General features: G+C 69.3%; 18 protein-coding genes and 1 pseudogene. 18 read left to right on the top strand and 1 reads right to left on the bottom strand.

Annotated features, from left to right (window positions below; translation table 11 throughout):
• Positions 1-9: 9 nt before the first annotated feature.
• From ruvX to aroB, 8 genes and pseudogenes are all read left to right on the top strand, one after another.
• Positions 10-483, top strand: coding sequence for a Holliday junction resolvase RuvX (ruvX, locus tag AC1DY7_RS02920; protein ID WP_477492151.1), 474 nt, complete (start codon positions 10-12; stop codon positions 481-483).
• Positions 476-1,720, top strand: a complete 1,245-nt coding sequence (gene mltG / locus AC1DY7_RS02915) for an endolytic transglycosylase MltG (RefSeq protein ID WP_477492150.1) — start codon at positions 476-478, stop codon at positions 1,718-1,720. Before ruvX ends, mltG begins: the two co-directional genes overlap by 8 nt.
• Entirely contained in the window at positions 1,698-2,495 is a 798-nt protein-coding gene (locus AC1DY7_RS02910; protein ID WP_477492149.1) for a shikimate dehydrogenase, read from the top strand. The genes mltG and AC1DY7_RS02910 overlap by 23 nt, the downstream gene beginning before the upstream one ends.
• 10 nt (positions 2,496-2,505) lie before the next feature.
• Complete coding sequence (locus AC1DY7_RS02905; protein ID WP_477492148.1) at positions 2,506-2,922, top strand: prepilin peptidase; 417 nt, start codon at positions 2,506-2,508, stop codon at positions 2,920-2,922.
• A 17-nt stretch (positions 2,923-2,939) separates the two neighbouring features.
• Positions 2,940-3,446: an N-acetyltransferase family protein gene (locus AC1DY7_RS02900; RefSeq protein WP_477492147.1), complete on the top strand. Its 507-nt coding sequence runs from the start codon at positions 2,940-2,942 to the stop codon at positions 3,444-3,446.
• Between the two features lie 53 nt (positions 3,447-3,499).
• Positions 3,500-4,705 (top strand): chorismate synthase, encoded by a 1,206-nt coding sequence (aroC, locus tag AC1DY7_RS02895; RefSeq protein ID WP_477492146.1) that lies wholly within the window; start codon positions 3,500-3,502, stop codon positions 4,703-4,705.
• Positions 4,706-4,708: 3 nt separating this feature from the next.
• Positions 4,709-5,200: pseudogene (locus tag AC1DY7_RS02890) on the top strand (shikimate kinase); the annotation flags it as partial.
• Between the two features lie 136 nt (positions 5,201-5,336).
• The gene (aroB, locus tag AC1DY7_RS02885) at positions 5,337-6,419 is read left to right on the top strand and encodes a 3-dehydroquinate synthase (RefSeq protein WP_477492145.1); all 1,083 of its coding nucleotides are present in this window, start codon (positions 5,337-5,339) and stop codon (positions 6,417-6,419) included.
• Here the strand turns inward: aroB and AC1DY7_RS02880 are convergent.
• Positions 6,416-6,958, bottom strand: coding sequence for a B-4DMT family transporter (locus AC1DY7_RS02880; protein ID WP_477492144.1), 543 nt, complete (start codon positions 6,956-6,958; stop codon positions 6,416-6,418). The two genes, aroB and AC1DY7_RS02880, sit on opposite strands and share 4 nt — an antisense overlap.
• Before the next feature lie 33 nt (positions 6,959-6,991).
• On the opposite strand from AC1DY7_RS02880, the gene AC1DY7_RS02875 reads away from it, so the two are divergent.
• From AC1DY7_RS02875 to AC1DY7_RS02830, 10 genes are all read left to right on the top strand, one after another.
• Positions 6,992-8,086, top strand: a complete 1,095-nt coding sequence (locus AC1DY7_RS02875) for an aminopeptidase P family protein (RefSeq protein ID WP_477492143.1) — start codon at positions 6,992-6,994, stop codon at positions 8,084-8,086.
• A 19-nt stretch (positions 8,087-8,105) separates the two neighbouring features.
• The gene (gene efp / locus AC1DY7_RS02870; RefSeq protein ID WP_477492142.1) at positions 8,106-8,669 is read left to right on the top strand and encodes an elongation factor P; all 564 of its coding nucleotides are present in this window, start codon (positions 8,106-8,108) and stop codon (positions 8,667-8,669) included.
• Positions 8,662-9,138, top strand: coding sequence for a transcription antitermination factor NusB (gene nusB / locus AC1DY7_RS02865; protein WP_477492141.1), 477 nt, complete (start codon positions 8,662-8,664; stop codon positions 9,136-9,138). Before efp ends, nusB begins: the two co-directional genes overlap by 8 nt.
• Before the next feature lie 5 nt (positions 9,139-9,143).
• Positions 9,144-9,671 carry a hypothetical protein gene (locus tag AC1DY7_RS02860; RefSeq protein WP_477492140.1) on the top strand — a complete coding sequence of 176 codons (528 nt, stop codon included), beginning with the start codon at positions 9,144-9,146 and terminating at the stop codon, positions 9,669-9,671.
• Between the two features lie 177 nt (positions 9,672-9,848).
• Positions 9,849-10,586: a GntR family transcriptional regulator gene (locus AC1DY7_RS02855; RefSeq protein WP_477492139.1), complete on the top strand. Its 738-nt coding sequence runs from the start codon at positions 9,849-9,851 to the stop codon at positions 10,584-10,586.
• 2 nt (positions 10,587-10,588) lie between these two features.
• Positions 10,589-10,816 (top strand): 4Fe-4S dicluster domain-containing protein, encoded by a 228-nt coding sequence (locus AC1DY7_RS02850; protein WP_477492138.1) that lies wholly within the window; start codon positions 10,589-10,591, stop codon positions 10,814-10,816.
• 58 nt (positions 10,817-10,874) lie between these two features.
• On the top strand, positions 10,875-12,197 hold the full coding sequence (locus AC1DY7_RS02845; protein ID WP_477492224.1) for an ABC transporter substrate-binding protein: 1,323 nt from the start codon (positions 10,875-10,877) through the stop codon (positions 12,195-12,197).
• A 5-nt stretch (positions 12,198-12,202) separates the two neighbouring features.
• Entirely contained in the window at positions 12,203-13,036 is an 834-nt protein-coding gene (locus AC1DY7_RS02840) for an ABC transporter permease (protein ID WP_477492223.1), read from the top strand.
• Complete coding sequence (locus AC1DY7_RS02835) at positions 13,033-13,770, top strand: ABC transporter ATP-binding protein (protein ID WP_477492137.1); 738 nt, start codon at positions 13,033-13,035, stop codon at positions 13,768-13,770. The genes AC1DY7_RS02840 and AC1DY7_RS02835 overlap by 4 nt, the downstream gene beginning before the upstream one ends.
• On the top strand, positions 13,770-16,442 hold the full coding sequence (locus tag AC1DY7_RS02830; protein ID WP_477492136.1) for a fumarate reductase/succinate dehydrogenase flavoprotein subunit: 2,673 nt from the start codon (positions 13,770-13,772) through the stop codon (positions 16,440-16,442). The genes AC1DY7_RS02835 and AC1DY7_RS02830 overlap by 1 nt, the downstream gene beginning before the upstream one ends.
• Positions 16,443-16,503: the final 61 nt, after the last annotated feature.

The following is a 16,503-nucleotide window of genomic DNA, read 5'->3' as shown; positions in this document are numbered from 1 at the left end:
GCCGATCGGATGCCGGACCGGCCGGGTCCCGATGATCCCGGCCGCGGTCGGCGGCTCGGCATCGATGTCGGCACGGTCCGGATCGGGGTGGCGGTGTGCGACCCGGACGGCATCCTGGCCACCCCGCTGGAGACGGTCCGCCGCGAGCGCGACGGACGCCATCTGCGCCGGCTGGTCAGACTCGCCACCGAACACGAGGCCGTCGAGGTCGTGGTCGGGCTGCCGCGCACCCTCGCCGACCGGGCCGGTTCCTCGGCGCACGACGCCGTCGAACTGGCCGATGCGGTGGCCGCGAAGATCGCACCGACACCGGTGCGCCTCGTCGACGAGCGACTGACTACCGTTAGCGCACAACGTTCCCTGCGCGATGCAGGTGTCCGAGCCAAGAACCAGCGGACCATGGTCGATCAGGTTGCGGCAGTAGCGATTCTGCAGACCTGGTTGGACCAGCGCCGGTCCGCGCAAGGGGTAGTCGATGACTGAGGACTGGAGTACCGACCGCCACGAGCCGGTCGCCGTGGGGCCGCCGCGCCGGCGGATGAGCCGTGCCACGCGCGCCCGCGCGCGTCGCATGCAGCGCCGCAGGCGGTTCTACAGCGGTATCGCCGTGGCGGTGCTCGTGGTCGTCGTCGTGGGTGTGGTGTTCCTGGGATCGCGGCTGTGGCACGGCGTGTTCGGCAGCAGCAGCGACTTCGCCGGTGACGGCACCGCCGACGTCGTCGTCGAGGTGCACAGCGGTGACTCGACCACGGCGATCGGCCAGACACTGCAGGAACAGAACGTGGTGTCCTCGGCCAAGGCCTTCGTCGAGGCCGCGTCGGGCAACCAGGCCATCGCCGCCATCCAGCCCGGTTTCTACAAGTTGCGCACCGAGATCCCGGCCTCCGGCGCGGTCACGCGACTGGCGGACGCGAAGAACCGGGTGGGCCAGCTGGTGATCCCCGAGGGCCGCCAGCTCGACGACGTCGCCGACGTGAAGACCAACGCGGTGACCGACGGCATCTTCACCCTCATCTCGAAGGCGTCCTGCGTGGACATCGACGGCGAGCACCGCTGTGTTCGCGCCGAGGATCTCAAGACCGCGGCGGGCGCCGGGGACCTGACCGCCTTGGCGGTGCCGAACTGGGCGACGGCGCCGGTCACGGCGATGGGGCCGGACCACCGCCGGCTGGAGGGACTGATCGCGCCGGGCAGCTGGAACGTCAACCCGTCCGGGGCCCCACAGGAGATCCTGTCCAGTCTGATCAAGGCCAGCACGGCGCAGTACGAAGCCAACGGATTGCTCGACGCCGCGGCCACGGCGCGCCTGACGCCCTACCAGATCCTGGTGGTCGCGTCGCTGGTGCAGCGCGAGGCCAAACCCCAGGACTTCGCCAAGGTGGCGCGGGTCATCTACAACCGGCTCGCCGAGCACCGCAAGCTGGAGTTCGACTCGACGGTCAACTACTCGCTGGACCGTCAGGAAGTGGCGACCACCGACGCCGACCGCGCGCGGGTCACACCGTGGAACACCTATGCCTCCGAAGGACTTCCGGCCACACCGATCTGCTCGCCGGGACAACCCGCGCTGGCCGCGGCGGAGAACCCGGCGCCGGGGGACTGGCTGTACTTCGTCACCATCGACCTGCAGGGCACCACGATGTTCACCAGGGACTACGAGCAGCACCTGGCGAACATCGAGCTGGCCAAGCGCAACGGTGTCCTCGACAGCGCCAGATAGGCGGGCTGCGGTACTCGGCTCGCCGATCTCGCACTCGCGCTCGCCCGACCTGCACCTGGCCGCCTACCGCGCGCTCGGCCTGACCGGCTGGACGTATGAGCGCATCGAGTGCACCGAAGACCTGTTGCCGTCCCTTGTCGCGGGCCTCGGCCCGGAATGGGTCGGACTGTCGGTGACCATGCCCGGCAAATTCGCGGCGCTGCGGTTCGCGACCGAGCGCACCGCACGGGCCGAACTGGTGGGCTCGGCCAACACCCTGGTGCGCACCCCGGCGGGGTGGCGGGCCGACAACACCGACGTCGACGGGGTGACGGGCGCCCTGGGGTCGGTGGACGGCCCGCGCGCCGCAGTGCTGGGGTCGGGCGGCACCGCCCCGGCCGCGGTGGTGGCACTGGCCGCACTCGGGGTCCGCGAGATCGCCGTCGTCGCCCGCAACCCGGAGAAGGCCGCGCCGCTGGTCGCGTTGGCAGAACCGTTGGGCGTGGACGTCCGGTGGGTCGCTTTGGGGACGCCGGTCCAGGCCGACGCGGTGGTCAACACGCTGCCCGCCGCCGTCGCCGCCGAGTACGTGCACACCGTGGCCGGCACCGGGGTGCTGCTGGACGCGATCTACGACCCGTGGCCCACCCCGTTGGCCGACGCCGTGGCCGCGGCCGGTGGGCGGGTGATCAGCGGCCTGCAGATGTTGTTGAACCAGGCCTTCGCCCAGGTGGAGCAGTTCACCGGGCTGCCCGCACCCAAAGAGGTGATGAGGCAGGCGCTCGCCGGGCCTTAGCCTGGAGAAGATGGCGGTGCTACTGGCGGGGTGGCTGATCACCTTGAGCGCCTTCGATATTCGGCACCGCCGACTGCCCAATGCGCTCACGCTGCCCGGCGCCGTCGCGGTGTTGGGTGGCGCGGCCGCGCTGGGCCGCGGTGCACCCGCACTCGCCGGGGCGGCGGCCCTGGCCGCGGTGTACCTGCTGGTGCATCTCGTCGCCCCTACCGGCCTGGGCGCAGGCGACGTGAAGCTGGCAATCGGGCTGGGTGGGTTGGCGGGAGCCTTCGGTGCCGACGCCTGGGTGCTGGCCGCCGTCGGCGCCCCGATCCTGACCGGGCTGTGGGCGCTGACCGCGCTGGCCGCCGGCAGGACCGACGCGGTGCCGCACGGACCGTCGATGTGTGCGGCGACCGCGGCATCGGTCGCCCTGGTCTGGGTGTAGCCGTACGGTGAGATTCCATGTCCGTGCGCACCGCGACCACCGCTGACCTGCCCGCCATCGCGGAGATCTACGCGCACTACGTGGCCACCAGCGTGGCCACGTTCGAACTGGAGGCACCCGACGCCGACGAATGGCACCGGCGTTTCGAGGCGATCGTGGAAGCCGGACTGCCGTTCGTGGTGACCGAACGCGACGGGGCGCTCGCCGGGTACGCCTACTGCGCGCCCTGGAAGACGCGCCCGGCCTACCGCGCGACGGTCGAGGACTCCGTTTACGTCGCCCCGGGGGCCGTCGGCACCGGTTGCGGCGCCGAACTGCTGGCGGCGCTACTGGACCGCAGCCGCGCCGTGGGGGTGCGCGAAGTCATCGCGGTCATCGCCGATTCCGGCGATCCGGCATCGGTGCGGCTGCATCGGCGGTTCGGCTTCCAGGACGCGGGACGGCTGGTCCGGGTCGGCTACAAACACGAGCGCTGGATCGACACCGTGCTGCTGCAGTGGAGCGCGCCCCGGCGGGCCGGGTAGTCGGCGCTGCACGGATTGGGTCACGCGGATGCCCGCATGGGAGAATGACACCCGTGTTGCGTTGGACTACCGCTGGTGAATCCCATGGCCGTGCCCTGGTCGCGATGGTTGAAGGCATGGTTGCGGGACTGTCCGTCACCTCCGACGACATCGGGACCCAACTTCAACGGCGTCGCCTCGGCTATGGCCGCGGCGCCCGGATGAAGTTCGAGAAGGACCAGGTGACCGTGCTGGCCGGCGTCCGGCACGGGCTCACGCTCGGCGGGCCCATCGCCATCGAGATCGGCAATACCGAGTGGCCCAAGTGGGAAACCGTGATGGCTTCCGACCCCGTCGACGCGGCCCAGCTGGACAGTGACGCGGCGCGCAACGCCCCGCTGACCCGGCCGCGGCCCGGCCACGCGGATTACGCGGGCATGCTCAAGTACGGCTTCGACGATGCCCGCCCGGTGCTGGAGCGGGCCAGTGCCCGCGAGACCGCCGCCCGCGTCGCGGCGGGCACCGTCGCACGTGCCTTCCTGCGCCAGGCCCTCGGTGTCGAGGTCATCTCCCACGTCATCGCCATCGGTGCGTCGAAGCCCTACGACGGGCCCGCCCCGCTGCCGCAGGATCTGACCCGCATCGACGACAGCCCGGTGCGCGCCTTCGACGAGCAGGCCGAACAGGCCATGATCGTCGAGATCGAGGCCGCCAAGAAGGACGGCGACACCCTCGGTGGCGTGGTCGAGGTGGTCGTCACCGGTCTGCCGATCGGCCTGGGCTCGTTCACCAGCGGCGACAACCGGCTGGACAGTCAGCTGGCCGCCGCCGTGATGGGCATCCAGGCCATCAAGGGTGTCGAGATCGGCGACGGATTCGAGACCGCGCGCCGGCGCGGCAGCGTCGCGCACGACGAGATGTACCCCGGCCCCGACGGCGTGCTGCGCTCCACCAACCGGGCCGGCGGCCTAGAGGGCGGGATGACCAACGGTCAGCCGCTGCGGGTGCGCGCGGCGATGAAACCCATCTCGACCGTGCCGCGCGCGCTGGCCACCGTCGACATGGCCACCGGCGACGAGGCGGTGGCCATCCACCAGCGTTCCGATGTGTGCGCCGTCCCCGCCGCCGCCGTCGTGGTGGAGACCATGGTGGCGCTGGTGCTGGCCCGGGCCGCGCTGGAGAAGTTCGGCGGCGACTCGCTGACCGAGACCAAGGCCAACGTGGCGAGCTACCTGGCCGCGGTACGTGACCGGGAACCCCAACAGCAGGCGTCGGGATAGTTCATGGCGCCCAAGGCTGTGCTCGTGGGGATGCCGGGTTCCGGCAAGTCCACCATCGGCCGGCGCCTGGCCAAGGCGCTGGGGGTGCCGCTGCTGGACACCGACGCCAAGATCGTGGAGACCACGGGCCGCAGCATCGCCGACATCTTCACCGAAGGGGAGCAGGCGTTCCGGCAGATCGAAGCCGACGTGGTGCGTGCCGCACTGGCCGAACATGACGGCGTGGTCTCCCTCGGCGGCGGCGCGGTGACCACCCCGGCGGTGCGCGAGGCGCTGGCCGGACACACCGTCGTCTATCTGGAAATCAGTGCGGCAGAAGGGGTTCGGCGCACCACCGGCAGTGCCCGTCCGCTGCTGGCCGGCGATGATCCGGGGGAGAAGTACCGCACCCTGATGGCCGCGCGGGTCCCGCTGTTCCGTGAGGTGGCCACCATGAGGGTGAACACCAACCGACGCAATCCCGGCGCCGTCGTCCGCCACATCGTCACCCGGCTCGACGGCTGCGGCCAGAACCACCGCACGCGCCGCCGCCGCAGGCCCGCCTGGCGGCGGCCCACCATCTTGAACCCCGCACCCACCACCGATGCGCCGCCCACCCCGGCGGCGCTGGCCCGACGAGCAGAGGCGCGCAATGAGTGAACCCGTCACCGTGAACGTACTGGTGGACCGCCCGTACCCGGTGATCATCGGCACCGGCCTGTTGGAGGACCTCGGGCGGACGCTGGCCGGACGTCACAAGGTGGCGATCCTGCATCAGCCCACCCTCGCCCAGACCGCCGAGGTCATTCGGGAACACTTGGCCACCAACGGAATCGACGCGCACCGCGTCGAGCTCCCGGACGCCGAGGCGGGCAAGGAGCTGCCCGTCGTCGGCTTCATCTGGGAGGTGCTCGGCCGGATCGGGGTGGGCCGCAAGGACGCCGTGGTCAGCCTCGGCGGTGGCGCGGCCACCGATGTCGCCGGATTCGCCGCGGCCACCTGGCTGCGCGGAGTGGACATCGTGCATGTGCCCACCACGCTGCTCGGCATGGTCGACGCGGCCGTCGGCGGCAAGACCGGGATCAACACCGATGCGGGCAAGAACCTGGTCGGCGCGTTCCACCAACCGCTGGCCGTGCTGGTCGATCTTGCGACCCTGCAGACGCTCCCGCGCAACGAGATCATCGCCGGGATGGCGGAGATCGTGAAGGCCGGATTCATTTCCGACCCGGTGATCCTCGACCTCATCGAAGCCGATCCCGAGGCCGCGATCGATCCGTCCGGATCCGTTCTGCCCGAACTGATCCGGCGCGCCATCGCGGTCAAGGCCGAGGTGGTCGCCGCCGACGAGAAGGAATCCGCGCTGCGCGAGATCCTCAACTACGGACACACGCTGGCGCATGCCATCGAACGTCGCGAGCGCTACAAGTGGCGCCACGGGGCGGCGGTGTCGGTGGGTCTGATCTTCGCCGCGGAACTGGGCCGGCTCGCCGGGCGACTCGATGACGACACCGCCGACCGGCACCGCCGCGTGCTGACCGCGCTCGGGCTGCCGGTGAGCTATGACCCCGACGCGCTACCGCAACTGCTGGAGTACATGGCCGGGGACAAGAAGAACCGGTCCGGCATCCTTCGGTTCGTCGTCCTGGACGGCCTTGCCAAGCCGGGGCGCCTCGAGGGGCCGGACCCCAGCCTGCTGGCCGCGGCCTACTCGGTGGTCGGCGCCGCCGACTAGTTCTTCTCGATCGTGGTGGTCGGCTCGTCGCTCGATTCGGATGCGGCGGCCGGCGTCACGGCCGCGAATACGTCGGTGTCGGCGCGCTCGTCACCGTCGCGGCGGCGCTCGTACGGCGGCGCCTTGCGGTCGACGGTCCAGCGGCCGATGGTCACCGCGACGACACCGGCCAGGAAGACCAGCAGCGCGGTGAACGCGGCGAACGACGTGAGCTCACTGATCAGCCCGCCGGTGTAGACCGCCGGGTAGACCAGCCCGATGAACCAGGTGATCAGGTCGCCGAGCAGGCCCGCGACCAGACCGGCCAACAGCCAGACCATCGCCAGGTCCGAGCGGCGGTCCGGGTCGGACTGCGCACTGGCGTCGGCGCGGCCGTCGAAGTACGCCCAGATGAGAGCCGGGACGGCCAGGAACAATCCCAGTGCCGGGCTGATCACACCGGCACTCGTCGGGAAGGCGTCGACCAGCGCACCTTGGATCAATCGAAGGACAACCACCAACGCCGCGAACACGAGTCCACGCAGCAACCACTTACTCATGAGGGCACAGCGTAGCGAGTACCGTCACTGGTCGTGACGATTTCGCAGCGCAGAGGCCGGTTGAGGCAGCGGCTGGCCATCGCCAAGCTGGACGCGATGCTGGTAACGGACCTGGTCAACGTGCGCTATCTGTCCGGATTCACCGGATCGAATGCGGCGTTGCTGATTCTGGCCGATGACGACACGCCGGTGCTGGCGACCGATGGCCGCTATGTCACCCAGGCGTCGGCGCAGGCACCCGACGCGGAATTGGTCATCGAACGCGCCTGTGGCCCGCATCTGGCCGCGCGCGCGGCCGCCGCCGGCGTCCGGCGCCTCGGTTTCGAAAGCCACGTGGTGACGGTCGACGGCCACGCCGCGCTGGCGCGTACCGCCGACGACGTGGAGTTGGTCCGGGCTCCCGGCATGGTCGAGCGGCTGCGCGAGGTCAAGGACGTGGGGGAGATCGCCATCCTGCGGTTGGCGTGCGAGGCAGCCGACGCCGCGCTGCATGATCTGGTCGAGACGGGTGGGCTGCGGGCTGGGCGCACCGAGAAGGAGGTCGGCCGCGAGTTGGAGTCACTCATGCTCGACCATGGCGCCGACGGGGTGTCCTTCGAGACCATCGTGGCGGCCGGGGCCAACTCGGCGATCCCGCACCACCGGCCGACCGACGCGGTGCTGGCGGCGGGCGACTTCGTCAAGATCGACTTCGGAGCACTGGTCGCGGGCTACCACTCCGATATGACCCGCACCTTCGTGTTGGCGCCGCTGGCCACCTGGCAGAGCGAGATCTACGACCTGGTCGCCACCGCGCAGCGGGCGGGCCGCGAGGCGCTGGCCCCCGGCGCCGGACTCAAAGACGTCGACACCGCATCACGGCAGGTCATCGCCGATGCCGGGTACGCGGAGAACTTCGGGCACGGCCTCGGCCACGGGGTCGGATTGCAGATCCATGAAGCGCCGGGAATCAGCGCCTCATCCGTCGGTACACTGCTTGCTGGCGCCGCGGTGACCGTGGAGCCCGGTGTCTACCTGCCCGGCCGGGGCGGTGTCCGCATCGAGGACACGCTGGTCGTGGGCAGTCAGGACGCCCCCACACCCGAGTTGCTCACCCGGTTCCCCAAAGAACTGGTTGTCGTTAATTGATCTAGGAGCTGTACAGACCGTGGCATCAACCGCCGACTTCAAGAACGGGCTCGTCCTCAACCTCGAGGGCCAGCTGTGGCAGATCACCGAGTTCCAGCACGTCAAGCCCGGTAAGGGTCCGGCTTTCGTGCGGACCAAGTTGAAGAACATCCTGACCGGCAAGGTCGTCGACAAGACGTTCAACGCCGGGGTGAAGGTCGAGACCGCCACCGTCGACCGTCGCGATGCCACCTACCTGTACCGCGACGGCTCCGACTTCGTCTTCATGGATTCCGAGGACTACGAGCAGAACCCGCTGCCGGAGGCGCTGGTCGGCAGGCTGGCCGACTTCCTGCTGGAGGGCATGGTGGTGCAGATCGCGTTCCACGAGGGCGCGCCGCTGTACCTGGAACTCCCGGTCACCGTCGAGCTGGTTGTCACCCACACAGAGCCGGGCCTGCAGGGCGACCGCTCGAGCGCCGGCACCAAGCCGGCCACTGTCGAGACCGGCGCCGAGCTGCAGGTCCCGCTGTTCATCAACACCGGCGACAAGCTCAAGGTCGATTCGCGTGACGGCAGCTACCTGGGAAGGGTCAATGCCTGACCGCAAGGGTGACCGGGGGCGCCACCAAGCGCGCAAGCGTGCCGTCGACCTGCTCTTCGAGGCCGAGGCGCGCAACCTCACGGCAGCCGAGGTGGCCGACGGGCGCAACGCCCTGTCGCACTCCCAGGCCGACATGGCCCCGCTGAACCCGTACACGGTGACGGTGGCGCGCGGAGTCACCGATCATGGCGCACACGTCGACGAACTCATCGCCGCCCATCTGCAGGGCTGGACGCTGGATCGGCTGCCCGCCGTGGACCGCGCCATCCTGCGGGTCGCGGTGTGGGAACTGCTGCACGCCGAGGACGTCCCGGAACCGGTCGCCGTCGACGAGGCGGTCGAGTTGGCCAAGGAGTTGTCCACCGACGACTCACCCGGATTCGTCAACGGCGTGCTCGGCCAGGTCATGCTGGTGACGCCACAGATTCGGGCCGCGTCCGCGGCGCTGCGCGGATCCCAGGAGATCTAGAACGGATGAACTCACCGCAGGACTGGGCGCCGTACATGAACGTCAAGGACGCTGCCGGTGTGTATCTGCGTGATCCCGAACTCGCGCTCGAACAGCTGAGGTCGGTCGTCGAGTTTCCCGGTATCGCGTCGTTCATCATGTCGCGCGGGGAGAGCGAGGAGTCCTGGGGCACGGCCCTGTGGCAGGAAGTGGTCGCCACCGACGGGCGCCGGCTCATCATGTGGCGCGCCGATGACGAGTACGCCGAGGACCGCAGGCAGCTGGCTTCCTCGGTGCGCACCATCCTGTTGTCGACCATCACCGATCACATTCTGAGCACCCAGTTCGAGGTGCTCGACGACGGCACCCGCCGACTGTCTGAGGTCCGGCTGCGGATGTACACGCAGCTGGTCACCAGGGCCCGCCAGACGTCGGCGACCGAGAGTGATCTGTACTGCGAGTCGTTCCGCTACACCAAGTCCGTCGGTAACGGCGGGCTGGCGCAGATGGAGCGGCTGCTGCAGTTCGGCCGCGTGCTGTCGCGTTCGATGTAGAGCTTTCCGCTCAGCCCGATCCGAAGTTCCGCGCCCGGCCGGTCGGTGGCGCAATAACACAGTCTTGGCCGCTTTTGGCAGGTCCGTGTCCCGCGGGGGCGGCGCAATCGCACTCTCGGGACATCGTCACCGGTCAGCGCGGCGGGGCGGGGTGCTGGTCGGCTTTACGGTAAGTGCGTGCCCGCATCCGATCCGACCCCGATCCGCCGCACCCGCGCGGATCAGGCCCGCGTGGTCGCCGATGTGCTGCGCCACCACATCCACGCCGGCGGCTATCCCGACGGGTTGCCGGGGGATACCGAACTGGCCGAGGACTTCTCGGTGTCGCGCAACACGGTTCGGGAAGCGCTCGCCGTGCTCAAGGCCGAGGGATTGATCGACCGGGGCACGAAGGTCGGCACCCATGTCGCGGTGCGCAAATACAACCACGGTCTGGATGCGCTGGTCGGACTCAAGGAGACCTTCAAGGAGTACGGCGACGTGCGCAACGAGGTGCGCGCCGTGCTGAGGATGGCCGCGCCGCCGACCGTCGCGCGCAAACTGGCCCTGGATCCAGGCACCGAGGTGGTCTACATCGAGCGGCTGCGCTACCTGGGGGACTTGCCGCTGTCGCTGGACCTGACCTATCTGGCACCCGATATCGGCGACCTGGTGACCGAACACCCGCTGGAAACCAACGACGTGTTCGCGCTCATCGAGCAGGTCAGCGGCCAGCGACTGGGATCGGCGGCCCTTGCCCTGGAAGCCATTTCCGCGGATCCGCATTCCGCGGCGACGCTGCAGGTGCCCGACGGTGCGGCACTGCTGATGCTGGAACGCCTGACCAGTCTGGGCGACGGACGTCCCGTCGACCTCGAATACATCCGCCTGCGTGGTGACCGAATCACCATGCGCGGCAACCTCTTCAGGAGTTGAGAATGGCTTTGGTGAATGCCCGTGTCGACGTGCCCGTGACGATCGACGAGTCGCTCTGTATCGAGGGCTGCACGCTCTGCGTCGAGATCTGTCCGATGGATTCGCTGGCGATCAATCCCGACAACGGCAAGGCCTACATGCACGTCGACGAATGTTGGTACTGCGGGCCCTGCGCCGCCCGCTGTCCCACCGGCGCCGTCACCGTCAACATGCCTTACCTCCTCCGCTGAGCCGAACCCTCAAGGACCTCCCGTGAAGAAACCTCTCGTTGTGCTGCTCGCTGCCCTGATGCTTTCGGGGTGCTCGCTGGATTCGACCACCAAAGCCGATGACGTCGTCGACGTCGTCATCGGCTACCAATCCAAGACCATCAACACCGTCACCGCCGGGACCCTGCTCAAGGCGCAGGGCTACCTGGAGCACCGGCTGGCCGACGTCACCACCCGCACCGGCACCAAGTACAACGTGACCTGGCAGGACTACGACACGGGTGCACCCATCACCGCGCAGATGGTCGCCGAGAAGATCGACATCGGCTCGATGGGTGATTACCCGATGCTGATCAACGGCTCGAAGACCCAGGCCAACGAACGCGCGCACACCGAGATCGTCTCGGTCACCGGATACAACCCGAAGGGTGCGCTGAACATGGTTGTGGTGTCCCCGGATTCGCCGGCCCGCACCCTGACCGACCTGGCGGGCAAGAAGGTGTCCGCCAGCGTCGGCTCCGCAGGGCACGGCACGCTGGTCCGGGCGCTGGCGCAGGCCGGTCTCGATCCCAAGGCCGGCGTCGAGGTGCTCAACCAGCAGCCCCAGGTGGGCGCCTCAGCCCTGGAATCCGGTCAGGTTCAGGGTCTTTCACAGTTCGTTGCGTGGCCGGGCCTGCTGGTGTTCCAGAACAAGGCCAAGCTGCTCTACGACGGCGCGCAGCTGGACTACCCGACCCTGCACGGGGTGGTAGTGCGCCGGGACTACGCCGGCAAGCACCCCGAGGTGCTCGACGCCTTTCTGCAGGCCCAGCTCGACGCCACCGACTTCGTGAACACCAAGCCGCTAGAGGCGGCCCGCATCGTCGCCGACGGCAGCGGCCTGCCGCAGGAAGTGGTGTACCTCTACAACGGGCCGGGTGGCACGTCCTTCGACACCACGTTGAAGCCGTCACTGATCGACGCGCTCAAAGGTGATGTGCCGTACCTGAAGTCGATCGGCGATTTCGCCGACCTCGACGTCCCCGGCTTCGTCCAGGACGGCCCGCTGCGGGCCGCGTTCGCGGAGCGCAAGGTCGACTACGAGGCGGCGCTGAAAACGACGAGCACCCCGGCAGCCGGTGAACTCTGGCTCCAGGGCGCCGACAGCACGCAGACCGCGGCGGGCCCGACCCAGCTGCTGCGCGCGGTCCGCGAGGCGCAGGCGCGCGGGGCCACGGTCCGGGCGGCGTATGTGCCCGACACCGAACTGGGCACCCGCTGGTTCGCGGACAAGTCGATCTGGGTGCGCGACGGGCAGAACTACCTGCCGTTCAACACGCCGGCCGGCGCCGGACGTTACACCGCCGCGCATCCCGGCAGCAGCACGGTCGACTACCAGCAGGCCCTCGCGGGTGCGGTGTGACCTCCCTGCTGGCCCGGCCGGACACCGAGGTCGAGGCTTCCCGCAGCCACCGCAACCGCAGCGTGTGGCGGCACTGGGTGCTGCGGATCGCTTCGGTGCTCGCCGCGATCGGGCTCTGGCAGCTGTTGACCGCCAACGGGATTCGGTTCTGGTTGCGCTTCGACACACTGCCGACCGTCACCGAGATCGCGTCGGCACTGGGGCACCGGCTCGGCACCGGCGAGTACTGGCTGGACCTCGCGCAGTCGCTGATCCGGATCCTCACCGGATTCGGGCTGGCCGCGCTGGCCGGCGTCGTCACCGGCATCCTGCTGGGACGCTCGGCGCTGTTCGCCGACATCTTCGGCCCGATCACCGAACTGCTGCGGCCCATCCCGGCGATCGCCATCGTGCCGGTAGCGATCCTGCTCTTCCCGAGCGATGAGGCAGGCATCGTCGCCATCACGTTCCTGGCGGCCTATTTCCCGATCATGGTCAGTACCCGGCACGCCGTGCGGGCGCTGCCGACCATCTGGGAGGACTCGGTGCGCACCCTGGGCGGCGGCCGCTGGGATGTGCTGCGCCAGGTGGTGCTGCCCGGCATCCTGCCCGGCTTGTTCGGCGGACTGTCGGTCGGTATGGGTGTGGCGTGGATCTGCGTCATCTCCGCGGAGATGATCTCGGGCCGGCTCGGCGTGGGATACCGCACCTGGCAGGCCTACACGGTGCTGGACTACCCGGCGGTGTTCGTCGGGATCATCACGATCGGTGCGCTGGGCTTCGGCACGGCCGCGGCGATCGAGCTGATCGGCCGACGCGCCACCCGCTGGCTGCCCCGCGGTGAGGAGACGACCCGATGACCACCGCGACAGCGTCTGGCCTGCTGCTGGACCTCGACGATGTCACGTTGTCCTACACCGGTGCTCCGGTGCTGAGCGGTCTGACGCTGACGGTGCAGCCGGGGGAGATCCTGGTGTTGACCGGGCCCTCGGGTTGCGGGAAGTCGACGGTGCTGCGCGCATTGGCGGGACTGCTGGCCCCGGATGCCGGACGGGTGAGCGCCGACGGTGAGCAGATCACCACGACCTCGCGGGACCGCGGCATGGTGTTCCAGGACAGCGCCCTGCTGCCCTGGCGTAGCGTGCGCTCGAATATCGAACTGGCGCTGCAACTCCGGGGGGAGCCCCGGTCGACGCGGCGGGTCCGGGCCGAACGCTGGATCGACGAGGTCGGTCTCACCGGGTTCGCGGACTATCTGCCCAAGAGCCTGTCCGGCGGTATGCGGCAACGGGTGCAACTGGCCCGCGGGCTGGCCGGCGCCCCACGCGCGGTGATGATGGACGAACCGTTCGGCGCGCTCGACGCCCAGACCAGGGCCGCCATGCAGCGACTGCTGATCGCCACCTGGCGGGCGCATCCGACCACCATCGTGTTCGTCACCCACGACGTCGACGAGGCGCTGATCCTCGGCGACCGGGTCGCGGTGCTGGGCAGCGGGGGTCTACGGGTGCTCCAGGAGATACCGCGGCCCCGCACCGAGAACGTGGACCGAAGCGCGCTGCGCACCGAAATCCTTGAAGCATTGGACAATTGATGACCGAGATTCCTGACCTGGCCGACATCGTCCGGATGGACTGCGACGTGCTGGTGATCGGTGGCGGCACCGCTGGCACCATGGCCGCGCTGACCGCCGCCGAGAACGGCGCGCGGGTGCTGTTGCTGGAGAAGGCGCACGTGCGCCACTCCGGTGCGCTGGCCATGGGCATGGACGGGGTGAACAATGCCGTCATCCCGGGCAAGGCCGAGCCTGAGGACTACGTCGCCGAGATCACCCGCGCCAACGACGGAATCGTCAACCAGCGCACCATCTACCAGACCGCGACGCGTGGGTTCGCCATGGTGCAGCGCCTGGAACGCTACGGGGTGAAGTTCGAGAAGGACGAGCACGGCGAGTACGCGGTCCGCCGGGTGCACCGGTCGGGGTCGTACGTGCTGCCGATGCCCGAAGGCAAAGACGTCAAGAAGGCGCTGTACCGGGTGCTGCGGCAACGCTCGATGCGGGAGAAGATCCAGATCGAGAACCGGCTGATGCCGGTGCGGGTCCTGACCCATGAGGGACGGGCTGTCGGTGCCGCCGCCCTGAACACCCGGACCGGCGAGTTCGTCGCCGTCGCCGCCAAGGCCGTCATCCTGGCCACCGGCGCGTGCGGCCGGCTCGGTCTACCGGCCTCGGGTTATCTGTATGGCACCTACGAGAATCCGACCAACGCCGGCGACGGCTACGCCATGGCGTATCACGCCGGGGCCGAACTGTCCGGTATCGAGTGCTTCCAGGTCAACCCGTTGATCAAGGACTACAACGGCCCGGCGTGCGCCTACGTGGCGAACCCGTTCGGCGGCTATCAGGTGAACGCCGCTGGCGAACGGTTCGTCGACTCGGATTACTGGTCGGGTCAGATGATGACCGAGGTCAAGAACGAGATCGAATCCGCCCGCGGGCCCATCTATCTCAAGGTGACACACCTACCCGACGAAACGCTGTCGGCGCTGGAGAATATCCTGCACACCACGGAACGGCCGACCCGCGGCACCTTCCACGCCAACCGTGGCCACGACTACCGCACGCACGACATCGAGATGCACATCTCCGAGATCGGTTTGTGCAGTGGGCATTCGGCATCGGGCGTCTGGGTCGACGAGCATGCCCGCACCACGATTCCCGGGCTGTACGCCGCGGGCGACCTCGCGTGCGTCCCGCACAACTACATGATCGGTGCGTTCGTCTACGGTGACCTGGCCGGCGAGCACGCGGCGTCGACCCTGCCCGGCACCGCTGCGCCGGCGGATCTTCCCACCGACCAACTGGCCGAGGCACACGAACTGATCTACCGGCCGCTGCGCCAGCCCGACGGGCCGCCGCAACCGCAGGTCGAATACAAGCTCCGGCGATTCGTCAACGACTATGTGGCGCCGCCGAAGACGGCCCCCAAGCTGTCCATCGCGGTGCAGACCTTCGAGCGGATGCGTGCGGAGGTGGCCGGTATCGGCGCGCGGACCCCGCACGAGTTGATGCGCGCGGCGGAGGTGTCGTTCATCCGGGACTGCGCCGAGATGGCGGCGCGCTCGTCACTGACTCGCACCGAATCACGTTGGGGTCTCTACCACGAGCGCTCCGATGTCCCGGCGCGCGACGATCAGGAGTGGAACTTCCACCTGAACCTGCGCAAGGGCGCCGACGGGGAGATGGAGTTCCTCAAGCGGCCGGTGCAGGAGTATTTCGTGCCGGTCCCCGAATTCGAGCACGTGCCCTCGGACAAGCCGGTTATGCCCGTGGCTCAGCCGCCGTTGTTCGGGGGCAAGGCCCCGGCTTCGGTGGTGTCGAGGGTGGTCGCCGATCCCGCGCCGCCGCCGTCACCGCGGATCGCGGCGGTGCTGGCCCTGGAGGAGCCGACCTTGGCCGACCTGGCCGGCTACCTGTCCGACGACGATGCGGGCGTCCGGCGTACCGCGGTGGCGACGCTGGTGGAGAACCTGCCCGACGGCTACAGCGGCGAGTTGGTCGCGGCACTGGCCGATCCCGACGCCGGGGTGCGGCACGAGGCCGCGGATGGCGCCCGGGAACTCGTTGAGGTGTTGCCGTCGCCGGAAGGGATTGCTGCGCATCTTAATTCACCCGATGCCGTGGTGCGCGCGGTCGCGCTGTATGTGACCAGCTCGCGCCGAGTGACGGCGGACTTCCGGGCCGCACTGGTCGACGTTGACCACCGGGTGCGGATCGAGGCGGTGCGCGCACTGGTCTCGGTCGACGACGCAGACGGGGTCGCCCTGGCCTCGTCGGACGACAACCGCGAGGTCCGGATCACCGCGGTGAAGGGGCTCGCGACTCTCGGGGCCGGTGTCGAGACGGTGCGCGCCGGCATGGCGGATCGCGATCCGCTGGTGCGCGCCGCCGCCCTGGGTGCACTCGGCAGCCTCGGTGGCGACGCGGGCGACGTGGCGCTGATCGAGCGGGCGCTGGGGGAGTCGGCCTGGCAGGTGCGCGAGGGTGCGGCCCGGGCACTCTCCGGGGTGGCGCCGGATGTCGCGGTGCCCTCGCTGTCACGCACCCTGACCGATTCGCACCTTGATGTCCGTAAGGCCGCGGTGCTGAGCCTGACCCGGTGGGCGGCCTCGGAATCGGCGGCGCGCGAGGCGCTCGGCTTGGCCTTGTCCGACGCGGATGCCGATGTGCGGGCCTACGCGCGCCGGGCGCTGGATGTGGCCTGACGTATCCGGCCAGCGTGCGTGTCTGCACAGGGACACGCCGTAAAAGGTGTGCAAACGCGCA

Source organism: Mycobacterium sp. P2_H7, from assembly GCF_056403275.1.
The sequence above is the reverse complement of the archived record's forward strand: the minus strand, read 5'-3'. Positions and strand labels throughout refer to the sequence as shown.